The organism is Pullulanibacillus camelliae, assembly GCF_014642655.1.
GTDB classification, from domain to species: domain Bacteria; phylum Bacillota; class Bacilli; order Bacillales; family Sporolactobacillaceae; genus Pullulanibacillus; species Pullulanibacillus camelliae.
Window position 1 is genome coordinate 14,940 of the sequence record NZ_BMIR01000012.1, and the last position, 17,514, is coordinate 32,453.

Annotated in this window: 16 protein-coding genes; 3 read left to right on the top strand and 13 right to left on the bottom strand. The window is 41.6% G+C overall.

From position 1 onward, the window contains the following. Positions 1 to 19 precede the first annotated feature (19 nt). The 8 genes from mutS to IEW82_RS12620 all read right to left on the bottom strand — a co-directional run bounded on the left by mutS (position 20) and on the right by IEW82_RS12620 (position 10,270). Positions 20 to 2,665: a DNA mismatch repair protein MutS gene (gene mutS, locus IEW82_RS12585; protein WP_373285722.1), complete on the bottom strand. Its 2,646-nt coding sequence runs from the start codon at positions 2,663 to 2,665 to the stop codon at positions 20 to 22. 236 nt (positions 2,666 to 2,901) lie between these two features. Further along, a complete protein-coding gene (gene cotE, locus IEW82_RS12590; protein ID WP_188694672.1) occupies positions 2,902 to 3,453 on the bottom strand; it encodes an outer spore coat protein CotE in 552 nt (183 codons plus the stop codon). Positions 3,454 to 4,080: 627 nt separating this feature from the next. Then, positions 4,081 to 5,139, bottom strand: coding sequence for a M42 family metallopeptidase (locus IEW82_RS12595; RefSeq protein ID WP_188694676.1), 1,059 nt, complete (start codon positions 5,137 to 5,139; stop codon positions 4,081 to 4,083). Between the two features lie 286 nt (positions 5,140 to 5,425). Then, on the bottom strand, positions 5,426 to 5,854 hold the full coding sequence (locus IEW82_RS12600) for a YlbF/YmcA family competence regulator (RefSeq protein ID WP_188694680.1): 429 nt from the start codon (positions 5,852 to 5,854) through the stop codon (positions 5,426 to 5,428). Continuing rightward, positions 5,851 to 7,419 (bottom strand): tRNA (N6-isopentenyl adenosine(37)-C2)-methylthiotransferase MiaB, encoded by a 1,569-nt coding sequence (miaB, locus tag IEW82_RS12605; RefSeq protein ID WP_188694684.1) that lies wholly within the window; start codon positions 7,417 to 7,419, stop codon positions 5,851 to 5,853. The genes IEW82_RS12600 and miaB overlap by 4 nt, the downstream gene beginning before the upstream one ends. A 317-nt stretch (positions 7,420 to 7,736) precedes the next feature. After that, a complete protein-coding gene (gene speD, locus IEW82_RS12610; RefSeq protein ID WP_188694887.1) occupies positions 7,737 to 8,549 on the bottom strand; it encodes an adenosylmethionine decarboxylase in 813 nt (270 codons plus the stop codon). Between the two features lie 516 nt (positions 8,550 to 9,065). Continuing rightward, positions 9,066 to 9,686, bottom strand: coding sequence for a flavin reductase family protein (locus tag IEW82_RS12615; RefSeq protein ID WP_308422159.1), 621 nt, complete (start codon positions 9,684 to 9,686; stop codon positions 9,066 to 9,068). A gap of 59 nt (positions 9,687 to 9,745) precedes the next feature. Continuing rightward, on the bottom strand, positions 9,746 to 10,270 hold the full coding sequence (locus IEW82_RS12620; protein ID WP_188694686.1) for a DinB family protein: 525 nt from the start codon (positions 10,268 to 10,270) through the stop codon (positions 9,746 to 9,748). A gap of 175 nt (positions 10,271 to 10,445) precedes the next feature. Here IEW82_RS12620 and IEW82_RS12625 point away from each other — a divergent pair, with 175 nt between their 5' ends. From IEW82_RS12625 to IEW82_RS12635, 3 genes are read left to right on the top strand one after another with little or no spacing between them, the layout of a single operon-like run. Next, the gene (locus IEW82_RS12625) at positions 10,446 to 11,114 is read left to right on the top strand and encodes a hypothetical protein (RefSeq protein WP_188694688.1); all 669 of its coding nucleotides are present in this window, start codon (positions 10,446 to 10,448) and stop codon (positions 11,112 to 11,114) included. Continuing rightward, positions 11,095 to 11,553: a tetratricopeptide repeat protein gene (locus IEW82_RS12630; protein ID WP_188694692.1), complete on the top strand. Its 459-nt coding sequence runs from the start codon at positions 11,095 to 11,097 to the stop codon at positions 11,551 to 11,553. The genes IEW82_RS12625 and IEW82_RS12630 overlap by 20 nt, the downstream gene beginning before the upstream one ends. Then, positions 11,550 to 11,699, top strand: a complete 150-nt coding sequence (locus IEW82_RS12635; protein ID WP_188694694.1) for a hypothetical protein — start codon at positions 11,550 to 11,552, stop codon at positions 11,697 to 11,699. Before IEW82_RS12630 ends, IEW82_RS12635 begins: the two co-directional genes overlap by 4 nt. A gap of 59 nt (positions 11,700 to 11,758) precedes the next feature. Here IEW82_RS12635 and IEW82_RS12640 read toward each other — a convergent pair whose 3' ends face one another. The 5 genes from IEW82_RS12640 to rny form a co-directional block, all read right to left on the bottom strand. Further along, positions 11,759 to 12,937 (bottom strand): glycine C-acetyltransferase, encoded by a 1,179-nt coding sequence (locus IEW82_RS12640; RefSeq protein WP_188694698.1) that lies wholly within the window; start codon positions 12,935 to 12,937, stop codon positions 11,759 to 11,761. A gap of 145 nt (positions 12,938 to 13,082) precedes the next feature. Beyond that, the gene (locus IEW82_RS12645; protein WP_188694701.1) at positions 13,083 to 14,006 is read right to left on the bottom strand and encodes a dipeptidase; all 924 of its coding nucleotides are present in this window, start codon (positions 14,004 to 14,006) and stop codon (positions 13,083 to 13,085) included. A gap of 398 nt (positions 14,007 to 14,404) precedes the next feature. Beyond that, positions 14,405 to 14,665, bottom strand: coding sequence for a stage V sporulation protein S (locus tag IEW82_RS12650; protein WP_188694704.1), 261 nt, complete (start codon positions 14,663 to 14,665; stop codon positions 14,405 to 14,407). Positions 14,666 to 14,786: 121 nt separating this feature from the next. Continuing rightward, positions 14,787 to 15,581, bottom strand: coding sequence for a TIGR00282 family metallophosphoesterase (locus IEW82_RS12655; protein ID WP_188694895.1), 795 nt, complete (start codon positions 15,579 to 15,581; stop codon positions 14,787 to 14,789). 283 nt (positions 15,582 to 15,864) lie between these two features. Further along, complete coding sequence (gene rny, locus IEW82_RS12660) at positions 15,865 to 17,427, bottom strand: ribonuclease Y (protein ID WP_188694707.1); 1,563 nt, start codon at positions 17,425 to 17,427, stop codon at positions 15,865 to 15,867. Positions 17,428 to 17,514 lie beyond the last annotated feature (87 nt).

Consider the following 17,514-nt stretch of genomic DNA (forward strand, 5'->3'; position numbering starts at 1 on the left):
TATGCTTAGCATCCTTCAGTTAATTGGAACGCAATTGCTTTTGTAATTCAAACAGTTGATTCATTGCGTCCATAGGTGTCATTGCTAAGAGTTCAATCGATTTTAATTGTTTTAGAACAGTCTTCTCTTTTTTGCTTAATTTCCCTTCATCTGTGGATGAAAGCTCAGCAAACAGAGCTAATTGTTCCGTTTCAACTGTCGATTCGGGTCCATGTACAGGGACCTGTTCCTCTTCTGGCTGTTCCTCTTTTTCAATAGCTGTTGCCACTTGTGTGACACTTTGCTGCCGGCTTGAGCCTGCTTCTAATTCAACGAGAATTTCACTAGCACGACGAATGACTTCTTCAGGGAGCTCCGCAAGCTCTGCCACATGAATGCCATAGCTTTTATCAGCAGCCCCTTTCATGACCTTATGTAGAAAGACGACGCGACCTTCCTCTTCCTTGGCACCGACATGAACATTTCGCAAACGAGCAAGCGCCTGCTCAAGATCAGTGAGTTCATGATAATGCGTTGAGAACAGTGTTTTCGCTTTTACATGGGTATGAATGAACTCAACAATAGAGCGGGCGATGGCGATTCCATCATAGGTTGATGTCCCACGACCAATCTCATCAAGCAGGATTAAGCTTTGCTCTGTCGCTTCTGTCACCGCTTCTTTCGCTTCAGCCATTTCAACCATGAAGGTGCTTTGACCTGAGACGAGATCGTCCGCGGCACCAATTCGCGTAAAAATTTGATCAAAAATAGGTAGAACGGCCTCATCTGCTGGAACGAAACAGCCGATTTGTGCCATGATTGCTGCAAGAGCCACCTGACGCATCGCCGTGCTTTTTCCTCCCATATTCGGACCTGTGATCAATAGTACATCACAAGTATCATCCATGTATAAATCATTAGCCACAAATTGACCGCTATCAAGAACCTTTTCAACAACAGGATGACGACTATTGGTAAGGCGAATACGCCGTTCATGGTTAAAGACTGGCTTGACATAATTATTTTCGCTGCTCACTGTTGCCAGACTTTGCAGAACATCCACAGTACTGATATAACGGGCTAATTTCTGTAATCGTTCACTGTGTGCTTTGATTTCTTTGCGAATGTTTTGGAAGAGCTGGTATTCCAAATCCACCATTTTCTCCTGAGCTTCCATAATCAATTTTTCTTTTTCTTTGAGCTCTGGCGTGATGTAGCGCTCAGCATTCGTCAAGGTTTGCTTGCGTTCATAGCGCCCCTCAGGCAAATATTTTAGATTAGCTTTCGTCACCTCAATGTAATAGCCGAACACTTTGTTATATCCGATTTTTAATGATTTAATGCCTGTTGCATCCCGTTCCTGCTGCTCCAGCTGAGCAAGCCATGCCTTTCCATTTTTACTAATATAGCGGTACTCGTCGAGCTTCTCATCATAGCCTTCCTTGATCATCCCGCCCTCCGTAATCGAAATGGGAGGGTCCTCACTGATCGCCTGCTCTATTAGCGTATCAATATCCTCACAAGGATCAATTTCTCCTGCCAACCTCTGTAACGAAGCACTATCGATCGCCTGCAAGACCTTTTTGATTGCTGGGATTTGACCAAGGGATTGCTTGAGCTGGAGGAGTTCTCGAGCGTTCACATTCCCATAGGAAATTCGACCAACGAGGCGCTCCAAATCATAAATATCATTTAACAGCTCACGCAGACTTTCTTTTTCAAAAAAATGGGCGATGAAGGCTTCAACCATAGCAAGTCGCTCGCTGATTTCTGCTTCATTCAGCAAGGGTTTTTCGATCCATTGCTTTAGGCGTCTCCCTCCCATAGCCGTTTTGGTTTGATCTAAGAGCCATAACAAGGAACCTTTTTTATGCGCGCCGCGCATGGTCGACACTAATTCGAGATTGCGTCTAGTCTGCTCATTTAGGCGCATATACTGCATCACTTCATAGGTTTCGACCGGTTGTAAGTGGTCAAGCGTTCTTTTTTGAGTGTGTAATAAATAGGTTAAAAGCCTGCCATAAACCCTAGCAATATCCTGATGACTGTCTTTGGGCAAGAGACTTTCAAAGGCCATCGGCATAGCCTCTGACTCTTCATAAGACAAAGTAAAAGCGTGCTGCTGCAGGTGATCTAAAACGGCTTGTCCTATGTTACTAGCAACCACAACTTCCCGGCATTGAAAGCTATTAAGCTCCTGCGACACTAAGCGTTCACTTAACCCGCGGGTTGCTTTGGATTCTCCCGTTGTCATGTCCACCACAGCTAGACTGTATGTCCCATCATCACTCGCTGTCATAGCCGCCAGATAATTGTTCTCTTTTGGACGCAAAGAGCCTTCAGTCATCACCGTTCCAGGAGTGATTAACTGGACAACTTCCCTTTTAACAACTCCCTTGGCCTCTTTGGGGTCTTCAACCTGCTCACAAATGGCGATCTTATAGCCTTTTTCTATTAGGCGAGCAATGTATTGATCTGCAGAATGATAAGGAACCCCGCACATCGGAATCCGCTCACCATCGACTCCACCTCCTCGTGAGGTCAATGTGATTTCTAGCTCCCGAGCGGCTAATTTTGCATCCTCATAAAACATTTCATAAAAGTCACCCAATCTAAAAAAGAGGAACGCATCTTGATAGTGCTCTTTAATAGAAATGTACTGTTGCATCATTGGGGTTATTGCCATTATCTTCATCCTCTATATTTCAAACATTATGATTCATTAAACACAATTCGCTTAATAGCATTTTCTCCCCACATTATATCATATAACCTAAGGTAATCCGAGGGGACGATACTCTCATCTGTTCATTCTCACAGGCAGATCACACTGCTATTTTAGGGGGTCAAAAACCACTAGCCCAGCAATGAATTTGCCATTTCAAAACAATAAAAAGACTAGGAAGAGCTTCCCTCCCTAGTCTATTCTTCGACTTCACCAACCAAAAATTCGGAGTCGAGATCTTCAAAAGCTTCGTCGAGATCTTCATCCCAGTCTTCTTCTAACACACCATCTTCATCAACGGATACCTTAACCTTTGTTTCCCCAACAAGCTCCACTAGAAATTCGCGTTCAACTTGAACAACGACTTTATTTCCATTTGGAGAAATATTGGCTTCTAGGCTATTGGGTTCTTGAAGCTCATGAGCATAAACATCCAGACGATCGGAAATCACATTTTTATCTTTAATGGTTAATGGGATTTCATCACGGTAGCTTACGGTTTCACTGACAACCTCTGTTTTTGTATTATTGCTATAGGAGTACCAGATGTTAATGTCATAAGTTCCCTCGACGACGACAATATCCTTGTTATAATGGGTCCGAAATTTATGATTGATGACCCAGCAGCCGAGGATACTCGAAGGTTTATGAGTTGGAGAAACAGAATGTGCTGTTTGACTAAACTTTTTTCCTTTACCACATATGGCTCTCGTAATAATTTCTCTGTAATTTAACCCTGCGTCAGCCACGAGTCCATTACCTCCTTTGCTTTCTTCTCTGTCATGTTATGCAGGGCAAATAACTAGTGTGCAGAAATTGTTGAGATGGGCTCTCTCAGCATGCATTTACAACTCAATCGGCAATGTCTGCTCCTTTTTATAGGAGGCTGGAACAAAAAAAGTCATATGAATGCCGAACGACAAGGCTTTAAAAGTAGACAAAACTAGGGGCAACGGAAAAATGTGTGTAGTGTCACTTTATAGCCCCCGTTTTAAACTGTCTTATTTTCTAAGAAAAAACAGGTAAAGCAGGCCCGGTCCTTGTCCTGGCATAGAGCATCAGCAGATATGGAAGAGGCTTCATGGCAAGATCAAATGGACGGGGGCACAAGGCGTGAGGGATTCGGAACACTCTAAAATCGTGTGTTCCCGAATCGCCGCTGACTCATAATGCGATACTAGAGTCCTGTGGGAAGTGGGAGATCGGTAAGACCCCGCAGCGCGCAGCTCAAGGAGGCTTACCACGCTCCCATGGAAAGCGAGCGCTCTGGAGCGGAAACGTGCACTGGCTTCATGACTAGAAATTTTATCCCCTCTGATCTTTTAAAAAAAGCGATCCACAAAGTCGTCACTTTGAAAACCGCTCTTTACATGCTCTTATAATGTAACCACCAGTGGAGATTGTAGATAGTAATAAATCAAGTCTCCTGTATGGCGCAATGAATCAACATGTGTTCTTTCGAAAGCATGCGATGCATCAATGCCCGGACCAATCAAACCGTGAACAATATCATAGCCAGCGCGAATGGCTGCCGATGCATCCGATCCATAATAAGGATAGATATCAATCTTATAGCCAATATCATGAGCTTTCGCCAGCTCTACAAGATGCTTTCTTAAACCATAGTGATAAGGGCCACTGGAATCCTTAGCACAGATTGATACAGTGTACTCATCGGTTGCCTGTCCATCACCGATCGCTCCCATATCCACAGCCAGATATTCAACTGTTTCCTCAGAAATATTGGAATTGCCTCCAAACCCGATTTCTTCATTATTTGAAATCAAAAAATGGGTTGTGTATGGCAAGGATATAGCATTTTCTTTTAGTATACTTGCGACATGAAGCAATAACGCCACGCTAGCTTTGTCGTCAAGATGTCTTGATTTAATAAAGCCACTCTCTGTGACCTGAACACGGGGGTCAAAAGAAACAAAATCACCAACTTGAATGCCGAGAGCTTCTGTTTCCTCACGTGATGTCGTTTTTTCATCAATACGCACTTCCATGTTATCATCAGAACGCTCCGCCTTCCCAGCATCCTTGTACACATGGGTGGATGTTTGATGAATAAGAACTGTACCAGTCACGCGTTTCCCCTCAGCCGTTTCGATCTCACAATATTCCCCTTCGGCCATGTTCCAAGGAAAGCCACCAATTTTCGTTAGTTTCACACGACCATCAGCTTTAATTTCCTTAACCATAGCCCCTAGTGTATCGACATGAGCCGTTAGAAAACGATGTTTTGAATGATCCTTTCCTTCAATAGTCGCCAGTAGACCACCCTTGTTTGTCTTCATGGTTTTGATGCCTAAATTCTGAAAGTACTGTTCTGTAAAATCAATCGCTTGAGCCGCATTCCCAGATGGACTAGGAATGGAAACAAGCTGTGTAATGAGTTCAACGACCTTTTTTTCATCTACAATAGAACGCATCTGTCATCCTCCTGTCATTTTTAAAATTTCAACCTACAACAATGCGCTTAAATGGTTGTCCGAAAGCCATGTTCACTGACAACCTAAAACGATCATTCTCCACTAAACGGCAATAGAGATATGTACATGTCCATTTCTATGCTATAGAAAAGTGCGAAGAGATTCAATAGATATATTTCGGATATTGAAGGAATTTGCAATAGAGAAAAGTTGATAATCATATAAGTTTACATAATATTTTTATGGTTATTAAATTCCTAAACAAAAAACTGTTGATGGATATCCATCAACAGTTTTGTTTAGCGTTGGCTTCTAGAGCAGAACCCGTTTCACCTTTTAAAAGATCTCCACCCGTGGACGTAATAATTTCATCGGTCACGCGATTAGAAATCGTAATTGAAATGTATTGCAGAAGATCGTTAACATCCACCTGCGACTGTTTGAATTCTTGAACAATCGGAATCTCATCCAATTGTTTCATTAATTCATCGATCTTTCTCTCGTTTTCTTGATAGGCTTCATGTTTCTGATAATGCTGAAGATTAACCGATTCTTTTTGCAAAAGCTTGATTTGCTTAATCAGTTGTTGCACTTTTTCGTTCTGATTAATCGAAGCCTCTGCTCTTTTAAAAAAATCCACTTCGTCTGTCTCAGCTAACATCTTGGCTAATTCATTGGTTTTTTCCATGATTTGTTCCTTGGTATATTTACTCATTGAACAGCCGCCTCCACTTCTTGAATCCACTCACCATTTAATGACCAGGTTTTGGCATCAGTGATCTTTACTTCAACAAGCTCTCCAATCAATGATTTTGGACCTTCAAAATTGACAACTTTGTTTGTCCTTGTGTGTCCAGATAGAATGTCGCCATTTTTCTTACTCACGCCCTCGACGAGTACCTCAACCGTCTCCCCAAGAAGCTTCTGATTGCTTGCCGCCATATGCTTATTAACAATGGCATTTAAGCGCTGCAAGCGTTCCTTTTTAACTTCCATTGTTACATTATCTTCCATGCGGGCAGCCGGAGTGCCAGGACGTGGTGAATAAATAAAGGTATATGCCCCATCAAATTGACATTCTTCTACTAGAGAAAGAGTTTCTTGGAATTGTTCTTCGGTTTCATTCGGGTAGCCAACAATAATATCCGTTGTAAATGAAGCATGTGGTATCGCTTTTTTAAGCTTATAAAATAATTCGAGATAGGATTCTCTCGTATAATTTCTTCCCATGATTTTAAGGATGGCATTGTTCCCTGATTGGACAGGCAAATGAATATGCTCTACTAAATTGCCGCCCTTAGCAAGCACCTCAATTAAATCATCCGTAAAATCCCAGGGATGACTTGTCGTAAAGCGAACGCGTGGAATGTTAATTTTGCGGATCTCATCCATCAAATGGCTTAAACGATACGCGTTATCTTTAAGATCTTTTCCGTAAGCATTGACATTCTGACCTAGTAAAGTAATCTCTTTATAGCCCTTTCTTGCCAAATCACGTACTTCATGAATCACTTCCATTGGCTGACGGCTGCGTTCTTTCCCACGTGTATAAGGAACGATACAATAGGTGCAAAATTTGTCACAGCCATACATGATATTCACCCATGCACGAATGTTGCCTTTTCTAGCCTTAGGAAGATTTTCAATAACGTCGCCTTCCTTGGACCAAACTTCCATGACCATTTCTTTGCTGAACATCGCTTCTTTGAGCAACTGTGGCAACCGATGGATATTATGGGTACCAAAAATAAGATCAACATGCTGATGCTTTTGTAGAATGCGATTAACAACCGCTTCTTCTTGTGCCATACAGCCACACACACCGATGATCAGATCTGGTTTTTCTTGTTTTAAAGGCTTTAGGTGGCCGATTTCGCCAAATACCTTATTTTCTGCATTCTCACGAATTGCACAGGTGTTAAGAAGAATGACATCGGCATCAGCTTCTGTATCTGTCGCTTCATAACCAAGCTCTTCAAAAATACCTGCCATAACCTCAGTGTCATGTTCATTCATTTGACACCCATACGTACGGATTAAAAATTTCCGTCCCTCTCCAATCGTCGCCATATCTTCTGGAATATCAAAATCGTTGACATAGTGCGTTGTATTTTTTCGACGTCTCCTTGCTTCCTTAAGATTAGGAGGCATATACGTCTGTTCGAAGTATTTGGCAAAGTCAGCAGAACTCTTCTTTTTAATACGCTCTAAATTTTCAGCGGATTTTAAGTCCGTCGGCTCAACCGCCTGATTGTGTATTTGTCTATGTTTCTCGTCCATTCCTTCATACTCCTTTCCAGAAAGAAAGCCTACCTCGCAGGATTTCTGACCCTATCACGATCAACTACTACTCTTAAAATAAATCGTTAGCTCAGTGCATAGTTATACATTATTACAGTATAAAGCTTAGAAGCAAATTAAACAACTCTTCCTCCTTTGTATTTCTAGAGGATAAGAGCCTTTACTTAACAAGCCTAGCAAGCAAAACCAACATAATGCAACAGAGCTCGCCAACCCACTGCTTTAAACCGCTCGAATCCCTGTAAAGAATGGCTCATGAAAAACGCCGACCTTTTGGGATCGACACCTGAATAGAATTAGCCTTGATGCATGGCATGCCCATAATAGATTTCATCCATCTCCATTTGAAGCTTCTGAGTGATTAATACCTGCTCATCCTCCGATAAGGTTTCCTTCTTATAGCCAAATAAGTAATTGTTGAGATCAAAATCCTTAAGCTTACATTTTGTATGAAAAATATTACTATGACTGACATTCACATCAAACATATCATACATGTCTTGGACATCTTCCGGAATAAAGTTTTGAATCGAGCTAATGTCATGATCTATAAACAACTTATTGCCCTGAACATCGCGCGTAAACCCACGAACCCGATAATCAATAGTCATAATATCTGTGTCAAAGGAATGAATCAAAAAGTTTAAGGCTTTAAGTGGTGAAATCTCACCACAGGTAGAAACATCGATATCTGCTCGAAACGTACTGATGCCTTCATGTGGGTGATACTCTGGATAAGTATGAACGGTAATGTGACTTTTATCGAGCTGAATGACAACTGAATCAGGCAATGGACCTGGAGTCTCATCAAAATGCTCTGCAGGAACTTCGACAACGGGGCCCTCCGAAATTAAATACGTCACACTGGCTCCCTGTGGAACATAATCTTGCTTGGCAACATTTAAAACATGCGCACCAATGATATCTGACACTGTTTTTAAAATGGTTGCTAAACGATCCGCATTGTACTGTTCATCAATGTATTCTATATAAGCCTTGCGCTCCTCTTGCGTTTTCGTGTAACAAATATCATACATGTTGAAGCTCAAGGTTTTGGTAAGATTATTAAATTCATGAAGCTCAATCCGCTCATGAGGTGTTAGTCCCATCATTATCCCCCTCTGAATACTACTATTCTCTAGGATAAGCAGGTTTTCCTCTACCTATGCTATAAAAATGTATAGAAAAAAGAGGGTGAAACCAAACGAAAAGAATCCCCCCTCATACTGAACGATAAGTAACCAGGGAAACAGGAAGCGTAGTCAAAATATGGAGACTCCTACGGGGACAGTACGTGTCCGAAGAACCAGTTGGAAAAATAAATCGTCTATTTCCAAGTTCACTGAGGTCACTAAGGACGATCGGCTGAAACATCACATCCATGTGATAACACCGAAGCGAGCACATCACTACCACCCCAAAGAGTAAAAAGCACTTTTCGTGGACCCCGGTGGTGCGTTGAAACCCGAAGCTAGCTGCGCGCCTGAGGCGGTGCCTGTGGCAAGTGAAGTGTTGTGCCGGAGTGCTTCATGACTCATTCAAAATCCGAACGCATCCCTTCAAAGTTGTGAATGCGTTCGGATTCTCTATGAGCTGAAGCCTTCTGTCCCAGCCCCAACATCACCCTAACGTTTATCTGCATTAAATATTGGACGAGGTATCGAAAACGTCTCACCCAGCTTCGTATAACTTGTACCGGCTAAACGGCCAATAGGCTGCAGGACCTGCTCCGGAATTTTGCCATGATCATAAAGTGCATCATCGATATCAATCCCTATAACCTCACCGATAAAAAGTTCATTCGTAGGTCCCTTTCCTAAAGGAATGAGCTGATGAAGCGTGCATTCTAAGCGAATCTTAGCTTCTTTCACCCCTGGGACGGCGATAGTGTGACTTTCTTTTAAAGTCAACCCAAATTCCTTTACTTCACTATAGTCTTTTGGAAAATCGATGGCTGTTTGATTGACTAATTGTATATTCGTCTCATCAACAATATGGACAACAAAAGCTTTGCTCGTCACAATATTGGCAGCAGTATCTTTTCTGTCACCATTATCCTTTCGAGCGATAGAAACACCGATTAATGCTGGATCACTACACAAGACGTTAAAAAAGCTAAAAGGTGCCGCATTGACGAGCCCACTTTCATTTTGTGTGGTAATAAAAGCGATCGGTCTGGGCACAACGGCGCCAATTAATAATTTATAAGTATCCTGGATAGACTGCTGCTTAGGTTCAATAAACATAATATGATCACCTCATGAACACTATAGCAAAGCCTTACACAAGAAAAAAGAAAAATGGGCTAACGGAGACCATAGCGCTCCTGTAAAAGTTGCTGGTGATGGCGTTCATGCCCTGCTATAATATAAGCAATCGCGCACACGGTTAACGGAGAGCCATTGGCAGTCCCCGTACGCAACCAGACATCAGGAGCATTATCAATCCCTTTAATAAGTCGCAATGTTGACGCTCTGACCACTTTCAAATCATCTAATAGCTCTGAGAGCGCTCGCTCATTAAAGTCAGCCTTTTTGACATAATCATCTTGATCAAAACCTGGCAATTCCACTTTTTCCCCTCTAGCAACACTAAGCAGTCGATAAGCCATAATGCGTTCCGTGTCGGTCATATGTCCAATCACTTCTTTAATTGTCCATTTTTCTGGTTCATAGCGAAACAAAGCTTGCTCTTCGGTAAGCTCCTTGACCAAAGCAATCGTTGTATTCACCTGTTCTTCTAAAATGGTATTATTGAAATCATCAGGCACCAAGTCTATGTATCGCCTGTAAAAACTATTGTATTCATCTTCTCTCGGTCGTTCCAACATCCTGCCCTCACCCTTTCAATTATTGAATATTCTAAATGAAATTATATCATAGGAAAAAAAATAAAATACCCCTAAAAAAATAGAGGGATAAAACACTAATTTTCCCAATAATACGATGAGTGAAGTATGCTATAATGCTGCTAAAGGTACTTTTTGGTATTTACGGGAGGTCAATATGGGGATTAACGGTGTTTTTCAAACAAACAGCATCCAAGAAAGACTCAACTCCTGGCAACGTGCCATCATCAAAAGAGATACAGCTCAAGCAAAGCAAATGCTGGTGGAGCTCGAAAATCAAAGCATACATAGCATGCCAACGTGTCAAATGCGTGGTTACTATCACCTATTAAGATATGGTCACTATGTCTTTATACGTGAATTTGATGAAGCCAAGCTATGCTTTAATGAGCTGGAAGAGTATCTCTCTTCTTTCAATACAGAGGAAATGTTTCTCTTTTATCTCTTTCGAGGCATGGATTATAGAATAAACAGCGAACGCAATCAGGAAGCCTTAGCACTTTATCAAAAGGCCGAGAAGCTCATTCCTTCAATTGATCAAGATGCGCTGACCGCCGAACTGTATTATCAGACGGCAGCGGTGCTATTCGAACTAATCAAAAGCTTCGATTCCTTCATGTATTTGCAGAAGGCGTATACCCTATTTGAGAATATGGAGGATTATGCGCGCTTATCTGGATGTGAAATGCTCATCGGTTTGAATTGCATTGATATGCATCAATATGAAGAAGCGGAGAGGCGATTTCATTTAGCCTTAAAGCAGGCCAATAAAACAAACGATATCTCTTTAAAAAACTTAGCCTACCATGATCTTAGCCTACCATGATCTTGGGCTACTCTATAGCAAGCAAAATCTTCCAAAGGCAGCGATTCACTGGTTATTAGAATCTTATAAGACCGGAGAACAGTTTTATAAAACCCCCATTCTCCTTTGCCAAGAATACTGTAAACTCAATGAGCTTGATAAGGCTAGAGAATGGTACAATAAAGCAATGGTCTTATGTGAAGAAGTGAATGATACCTTGCATATTGCACTCTTAAAAGTTTTATATGGTATATATATAGATAGGGGAAATATTGAAAATACCTTACAAGAGGGCATTCAATTTTTCATAGAGAATAAATCATGGGAATATACACAAGACTTTGCATTATTACTAGCAAATTATTATAAGGATCGTTCTCGTTATCAAGAAGCAATGATATACTTTGAGAAGGTATTTGATGCTCAAAGAAAAATATTTGAACTGGAGGCTTTAAAATGAAAGCTCTAAAATTTTCTCTTTTAACACTTGCTTTAACGGCAACAGTTGCAATGTCGGCATTTTTTTACCATGAGGGTTCTTCTAAACAAGCATCCCGACTAGGCGGTTATCCTTCCGCAGGATTTATCTATTTTAATAATCTTTAAGCCTTAGCCTAATTAAAAACCCGACGCCAAATGGTTGCCGGGTTTTTAATTGCTTTATTTTAGATGATTCCCAGCGCTTTCCCTGCTTTTTCAAAAGCATTAAGCGCCTGTTGGAGTTCTTCTTGTGTATGCTGAGCAGTGACGATGGTGCGGATACGTCCTGTTCCCTTTGGTACAGTTGGGAAGACAATTCCTTGAGCGAATACACCATACTCATATAATTTATCGGATAATTGATGCGTTTTGGCTTCGTCACCAACGACAACTGGGGTAATTGGCGTTTCACTTTTTCCTGTGTCAAAGCCAAGAGCCTCCAGACCCTTTTTAAAGAAGGCACGATTATCCCATAGCTTTTCAATCAATTCCGGTTCATTCAGCAATACATCGAGCGCTGCTAAGCAGGCAGCCGTGACGGCTGGGGGATGAGATGTACTAAATAAGAATGGGCGACCCTTGTGAATAAGATAATCACGAAGCGTATTGGTACTCGCAACATAACCACCCAGTACACCAATCGCCTTGCTGAGTGTACCGACTTGAATATGGACTCGGCCATCCAAACCAAAGTGATTAACAGTGCCACGTCCATTCTTCCCTAAAACACCACTAGCGTGCGCATCATCGACCATGACCATGGCGTCGTATTTTTCCGCAAGGGCTACAATTTCTGGAAGTGGGGCAATATCTCCATCCATTGAAAACACACCATCAGTAACCACCAAACGCGTTCTAGCCCCTGTAGATGCTTTTAGAGCTTCCTCAAGCGAGTCCATATCAGCATGCTTATAGATTTTGCGTCCCGCCTTCGTTAAACGAATGCCATCAATAATCGAAGCATGATTTAATTCATCGGAAATGACCACATCTTGATCAGAAAGAATTGCTGATAAGACTCCTTGGTTGGTTGTAAATCCAGATTGAAACACTAATGATGCCTCAGTATGTTTGAAATCCGCAAGCTTTTCTTCAAGCTGATTATGCATCGACAAAGTTCCAGCGATCGTCCGTACAGAACCCGTTCCTGCACCATACTTCTCAACGGCTTCTATCGCAGCCTGCTTCAATTTGGGATGGTCCGTTAGACCAAGATAGTTGTTAGAGGATAATTGAATGACATTTTTGCCATGAATATCAACTTTGGACCCTTGCTTTGACTCTAATGGAATGAGCTGTCTAAATGTGTTATTATCCTTCATTTGATCGAGTTCTTCTTGGAGATAGCGAAATGCCTCTTTCATGTAAGAACCTCCTTTAAACAAGTCTCTATGTATTTCATATAATGACACTATTGCAATAATAAAAAGACAAACCCTGCCTTTCCTTCTTCATTTTATCATTCTCAACCCCAGAAGTACACTTTCATTGTACATTGGGGGAAGACGATTATTCTGGAAGTGCTTGATAGAAATGATCAAATAGAAAGCCTTTGACAAGGTCTTCTGAATAAAGCTTCTGCAAGTGATTAATAAGTTCTGGATAATAGCTATAATTGTCCAAGCCCTCTGGTGTAAACTGAATGCCATCAAAATCAGAGCCAAAACCGATATGGCTAGCACCGCCGAGTTCACAAATATGTTCAATATGCTTTAATATATCATCAATCGAAGCAGAGCCTGGCTCTCTCAAAAAATCGGTGACAAAAGTGATGCCAATGACACCATTGCGCTTGATGAGCGCTTCAATCTGATCGTCATACAGATTACGCGGATGATCACATAGTGCACGGGCATTAGAATGAGAAGCAATTATATAGTCTGCCTCCTCCACCGCATCCCAAAATCCCTTAGCATTTAGATGAGAAACATCAGTCCATACTTTATGCCGATTATTTTCTCGAATAACTTGGCGACCAAAATCAGACAAGCCTGCTCCGCGAGATTCTTCAGCCCCATCTGCTGCTGCATTTGCATTATTCCACGTCATCCCCACCGATCGAACCCCTAAGCGAAAGAGCGTCCGCAGTTTTAATAAGTCGATGTCAAGAGCATCACAGCCTTCTAGCGTCAGCATTACACCTATTTCATCCTCTTTTAAATGAGCAATGTCTTGCTTAGAACGCACTTGCTTGATATCATCATGCACAGCAAGAATCTTTTGATTAAAAATATCAATCATATTCAAAGCGATTCTAAATTTAATTTCTTGTGGTTCATCAGGCGGTATAAACAAGGCAAAGCATTGCACCTTACTGCCACCTGTTTTTAGATAGTTATAATTAATATGTAAGCTATCACTATTCGCAAAGTTTAATTTAGAATCATAGTGTAGCTTTAAAAGCACATCACAATGTGCATCGAAAATACGCATAGCCTTTCCCCACTTTCTTTTCTTTATATTATAGCATGTCTGCACCATCACGCATGTGTGCAGACATGCAAAAACCAGAAAATCAGAACCTAAACTGATAGGATCATCTTTGGAAGTCATCAGCGAAAAATTATAAATTTTGGCGATTGCCCAATTCTCTTTTATAAATAGAAAAAGCAATTATGGTAATAAACGAGGTTCGGAACACGAAAAATATTGGGTAATAGTAATCTTCAACATCGCTGACTTAAAAGGAGTTTAACTCAATTCTGTGGGGAAGCGGGCCAGAAGCAATTCTTCAAAAAGTAAAGTGATTCTCCCTAAAAACGCCCAGCTATACCTTCTGAAGGCATGAAAAAACCCACTTGTTATTAACAAGCAGGCTTAAAACCATCTGCTCACCGGGGCTCAACAATTAACTTGATAGCCGTTCGTTCTTCACCGTCGATCAAAATATCCGTAAATGCAGGAACACAAATGAGGTCGACACCACTTGGAGCTACAAAGCCTCTTGCAATCGCTACCGCTTTCACCGCTTGATTTAGGGCACCCGCACCAATGGCCTGTATCTCAGCACTTCCTCTTTCACGAAGTACACCAGCGAGTGCACCAGCTACGGAATTCGGATTGGATTTTGCTGAAACCTTTAATACGTCCATTTCAATTGTACCTCCTCCAGAGAGAATCGTTATCCCATTGTATCTATATTCCGCATCTAGTACATGTATTCCTTCTCTTCAGGATTAATTTTCAAATTTTTCTAAACTAAACATACTCCGGCTACTCATAAAATGGATGGTCAGGATTAATGAAATGCCGTTTTATAGCCGTTGCTTTACCTGTCGCTTTATCAATATCAATCACGACCGCACATAATTGCCCCGGCCCTGTTTCACTTTCAAAGCGAACCGGCATGCTTGTCTTAAATCGATGAATGACTGCATCGCGTTGCACGCCGATAATCCCGTTATAAGGCCCTGTCATTCCTACATCGGTGAGATAGGCAGTCCCCTGCTCCAAAATTCGTTCATCAGCTGTCGGCACATGTGTATGTGTACCGACAACAGCAGAAACACGACCGTCCAAATACCAACCCATCGCTAATTTTTCACTTGTCGTTTCTGCATGAAAATCTACAAATATAAGTGATGTCTTTGCCCGTGCTTTTTTGATTAATTCATCAGCAGCTGCAAAGGGACAGTCTATAGCTGGCAGGAAAACGCGGCCCTGAAGGTTGATGATCGCTATTTCCACACCATTTCGATTCAAAAAGATCAGCCCCTGCCCTGGTGTCCCTTTTGGATAATTAGCAGGCCTAACCATATGATCAGCTCGATCAATAAATTCAAAGATCTCTTTATTATCCCATGTATGATTTCCCATTGTGATCGCATCGGCTCCCGCACGCATCAGTTGCTTGTAGATGGTTTCCGTGATCCCTTTGCCATGAGCAGAATTTTCACCATTAATAATCGTCACATTCGGCTTATACGCACTTTTTAATCGTGGCAAATACTCGTCAATCATTTGCCTTCCTGTCTTCCCGTAGACATCCCCTACAAATAATACTCTCACCATTATAAACTCCTTCATGATTAGCAGCATTCACATGTACTAATCTTTATACTTGTTTTTATACTAACAGTACAGCTTTAGCCCTGTAAAGCTTTCGGCAAACTGATCCATCAGCAAATACTGCTTACGACAAGCTCTATTAAAACTAGCTTATCTCTAAATTTCAGGACGTTCTCCTCATAAAAACCGTGATTATCCGAGCGAGGACAAAATTTTATAAGTGCAAAAAAACGGCCCCTAGGGGCCGTTTTTTAGAGAATATTAAGCTTTTAAAGTGTTACTCTTACTTAGCGTATTCAATCGCTCGTGTTTCACGAATAACAGTCACCTTAATATGTCCCGGATAATCAAGTTCATTTTCAATCTTCTTCGTAATATCCTTAGCCAATTGATAAGATTTGGCATCATCAACAATCTCAGGCTCAACCATAATACGAATCTCACGACCGGCCTGAATAGCAAATGATTTCTCAACACCTTCAAATGACTCTGAAATCTCTTCTAATTTCTCTAAGCGACGGATATAAGTCTCAAGTGTTTCTCTTCTAGCACCAGGGCGCGCTGCAGATAAGGCATCGGCGGCTGCCACAAGTACGGAAATGATAGAGGTAGCCTCTGTGTCTCCGTGATGGGAAGCGATACTGTTGATAACAACAGGATGTTCACCATATTTTGTTGCAAGCTCAACACCAATCTCTACATGGCTTCCTTCCACCTCATGGTCTATAGCTTTACCAATATCGTGGAGCAAACCTGCACGTCGGGCTAGTGTCACATCTTCACCTAACTCCGCTGCCATTAATCCCGTTAAATAAGCGACTTCCATCGAGTGTTTAAGAACATTTTGTCCATAACTTGTTCTGAACTTTAAACGTCCTAAAATCTTGATTAAGTCTGGATGCAAACCATGAATGCCAACTTCAAATGTCGTCTGTTCGCCATATTCGCGTATCATCTCATCCACTTCACGACGCGATTTTTCTACCATTTCCTCAATGCGTGCTGGATGGATGCGACCATCTAACACCAATTTCTCCAGAGCAATTCTGGCAATTTCACGTCGGATTGGATCAAATCCAGATAAGATGACAGCTTCCGGTGTATCATCGATGATGAGATCGATACCTGTTAGCGTCTCTAGTGTACGGATATTTCGGCCTTCTCTACCGATGATGCGGCCCTTCATTTCATCATTAGGCAAGTTAACCACTGAAACTGTTGTTTCTGCAACATGATCAGCTGCACAGCGCTGCATTGCAAGTGAAAGAATATTTTTAGCTTTTTTATCGGCCTCTTCTTTGGCACGATTTTCAATTTCCTTCGCCATCTGTGCGGCTTCATGGACAGCTTCGTGTTTCACCTGATTAATGACTAACTCTTTGGCCTCCGCCATAGTTAATCCGGAAATACGCTCAAGTTCGGCTTGCTGACGACGCAGCACATCCTCCACTTTGCTTTCCATCTCTTCAATTTGTCGTTGTTGTTTTCCGAGAGAATCCTCCTTTTTGTCCAGTGATTCCTCTTTTTTATCGAGTGTTTCGCTCTTTCTGTCCAGGAGATCTTCTTTTTGAACGAGTCTATTTTCTTGCTTCTGAAGTTCGTTACGGCGATCACGAAGCTCATTATCCACTTCTGTTCTCATCGAATGAATTTCATCTTTTGCTTCAAGAAGCGCTTCCTTCTTGGACGCTTCAGCTTCTCGCCTAGCATCTTCTACAATTTGCCTCGCCTGATTTTCAGCCGTCGCAATTCTTGCTTCAGCGATCGATTTGCGTACCAAGTACCCGATCAGGATTCCAACGACTACAGAGATAAGCGCAATGGAGATGATGGTAATTGTACCCATAATATTCACCTCCCTGCTCTCAAACAGTCGTCCTATTTCGTCATGCGAAGACCATGTCATGGTCTCTTTTACACTTTTCAAAAATCA

Excerpts from the sequence above, each read along its gene's own strand:
- IEW82_RS12600 (WP_188694680.1), bottom strand. The coding sequence starts at position 5,854 with ATGAGTAAATATACCAAGGAACAAATCATGGAAAAAACCAATGAATTA.
- rny (WP_188694707.1), bottom strand. The coding sequence starts at position 17,427 with ATGGGTACAATTACCATCATCTCCATTGCGCTTATCTCTGTAGTCGTT.
- speD (WP_188694887.1), bottom strand. The coding sequence starts at position 8,549 with ATGGGACTAACACCTCATGAGCGGATTGAGCTTCATGAATTTAATAAT.
- IEW82_RS12635 (WP_188694694.1), top strand. The coding sequence starts at position 11,550 with ATGAAAGCTCTAAAATTTTCTCTTTTAACACTTGCTTTAACGGCAACA.
- IEW82_RS12595 (WP_188694676.1), bottom strand. The coding sequence starts at position 5,139 with ATGCGTTCTATTGTAGATGAAAAAAAGGTCGTTGAACTCATTACACAG.
- mutS (WP_373285722.1), bottom strand. The coding sequence starts at position 2,665 with ATGGCAATAACCCCAATGATGCAACAGTACATTTCTATTAAAGAGCAC.
- IEW82_RS12645 (WP_188694701.1), bottom strand. The coding sequence starts at position 14,006 with ATGCGTATTTTCGATGCACATTGTGATGTGCTTTTAAAGCTACACTAT.
- IEW82_RS12640 (WP_188694698.1), bottom strand. The coding sequence starts at position 12,937 with ATGAAAGAGGCATTTCGCTATCTCCAAGAAGAACTCGATCAAATGAAG.
- IEW82_RS12630 (WP_188694692.1), top strand. The coding sequence starts at position 11,095 with ATGATCTTAGCCTACCATGATCTTGGGCTACTCTATAGCAAGCAAAAT.
- IEW82_RS12620 (WP_188694686.1), bottom strand. The coding sequence starts at position 10,270 with ATGTTGGAACGACCGAGAGAAGATGAATACAATAGTTTTTACAGGCGA.
- IEW82_RS12625 (WP_188694688.1), top strand. The coding sequence starts at position 10,446 with ATGGGGATTAACGGTGTTTTTCAAACAAACAGCATCCAAGAAAGACTC.
- IEW82_RS12615 (WP_308422159.1), bottom strand. The coding sequence starts at position 9,686 with ATGTTTATTGAACCTAAGCAGCAGTCTATCCAGGATACTTATAAATTA.
- IEW82_RS12650 (WP_188694704.1), bottom strand. The coding sequence starts at position 14,665 with ATGGACGTATTAAAGGTTTCAGCAAAATCCAATCCGAATTCCGTAGCT.
- miaB (WP_188694684.1), bottom strand. The coding sequence starts at position 7,419 with ATGGACGAGAAACATAGACAAATACACAATCAGGCGGTTGAGCCGACG.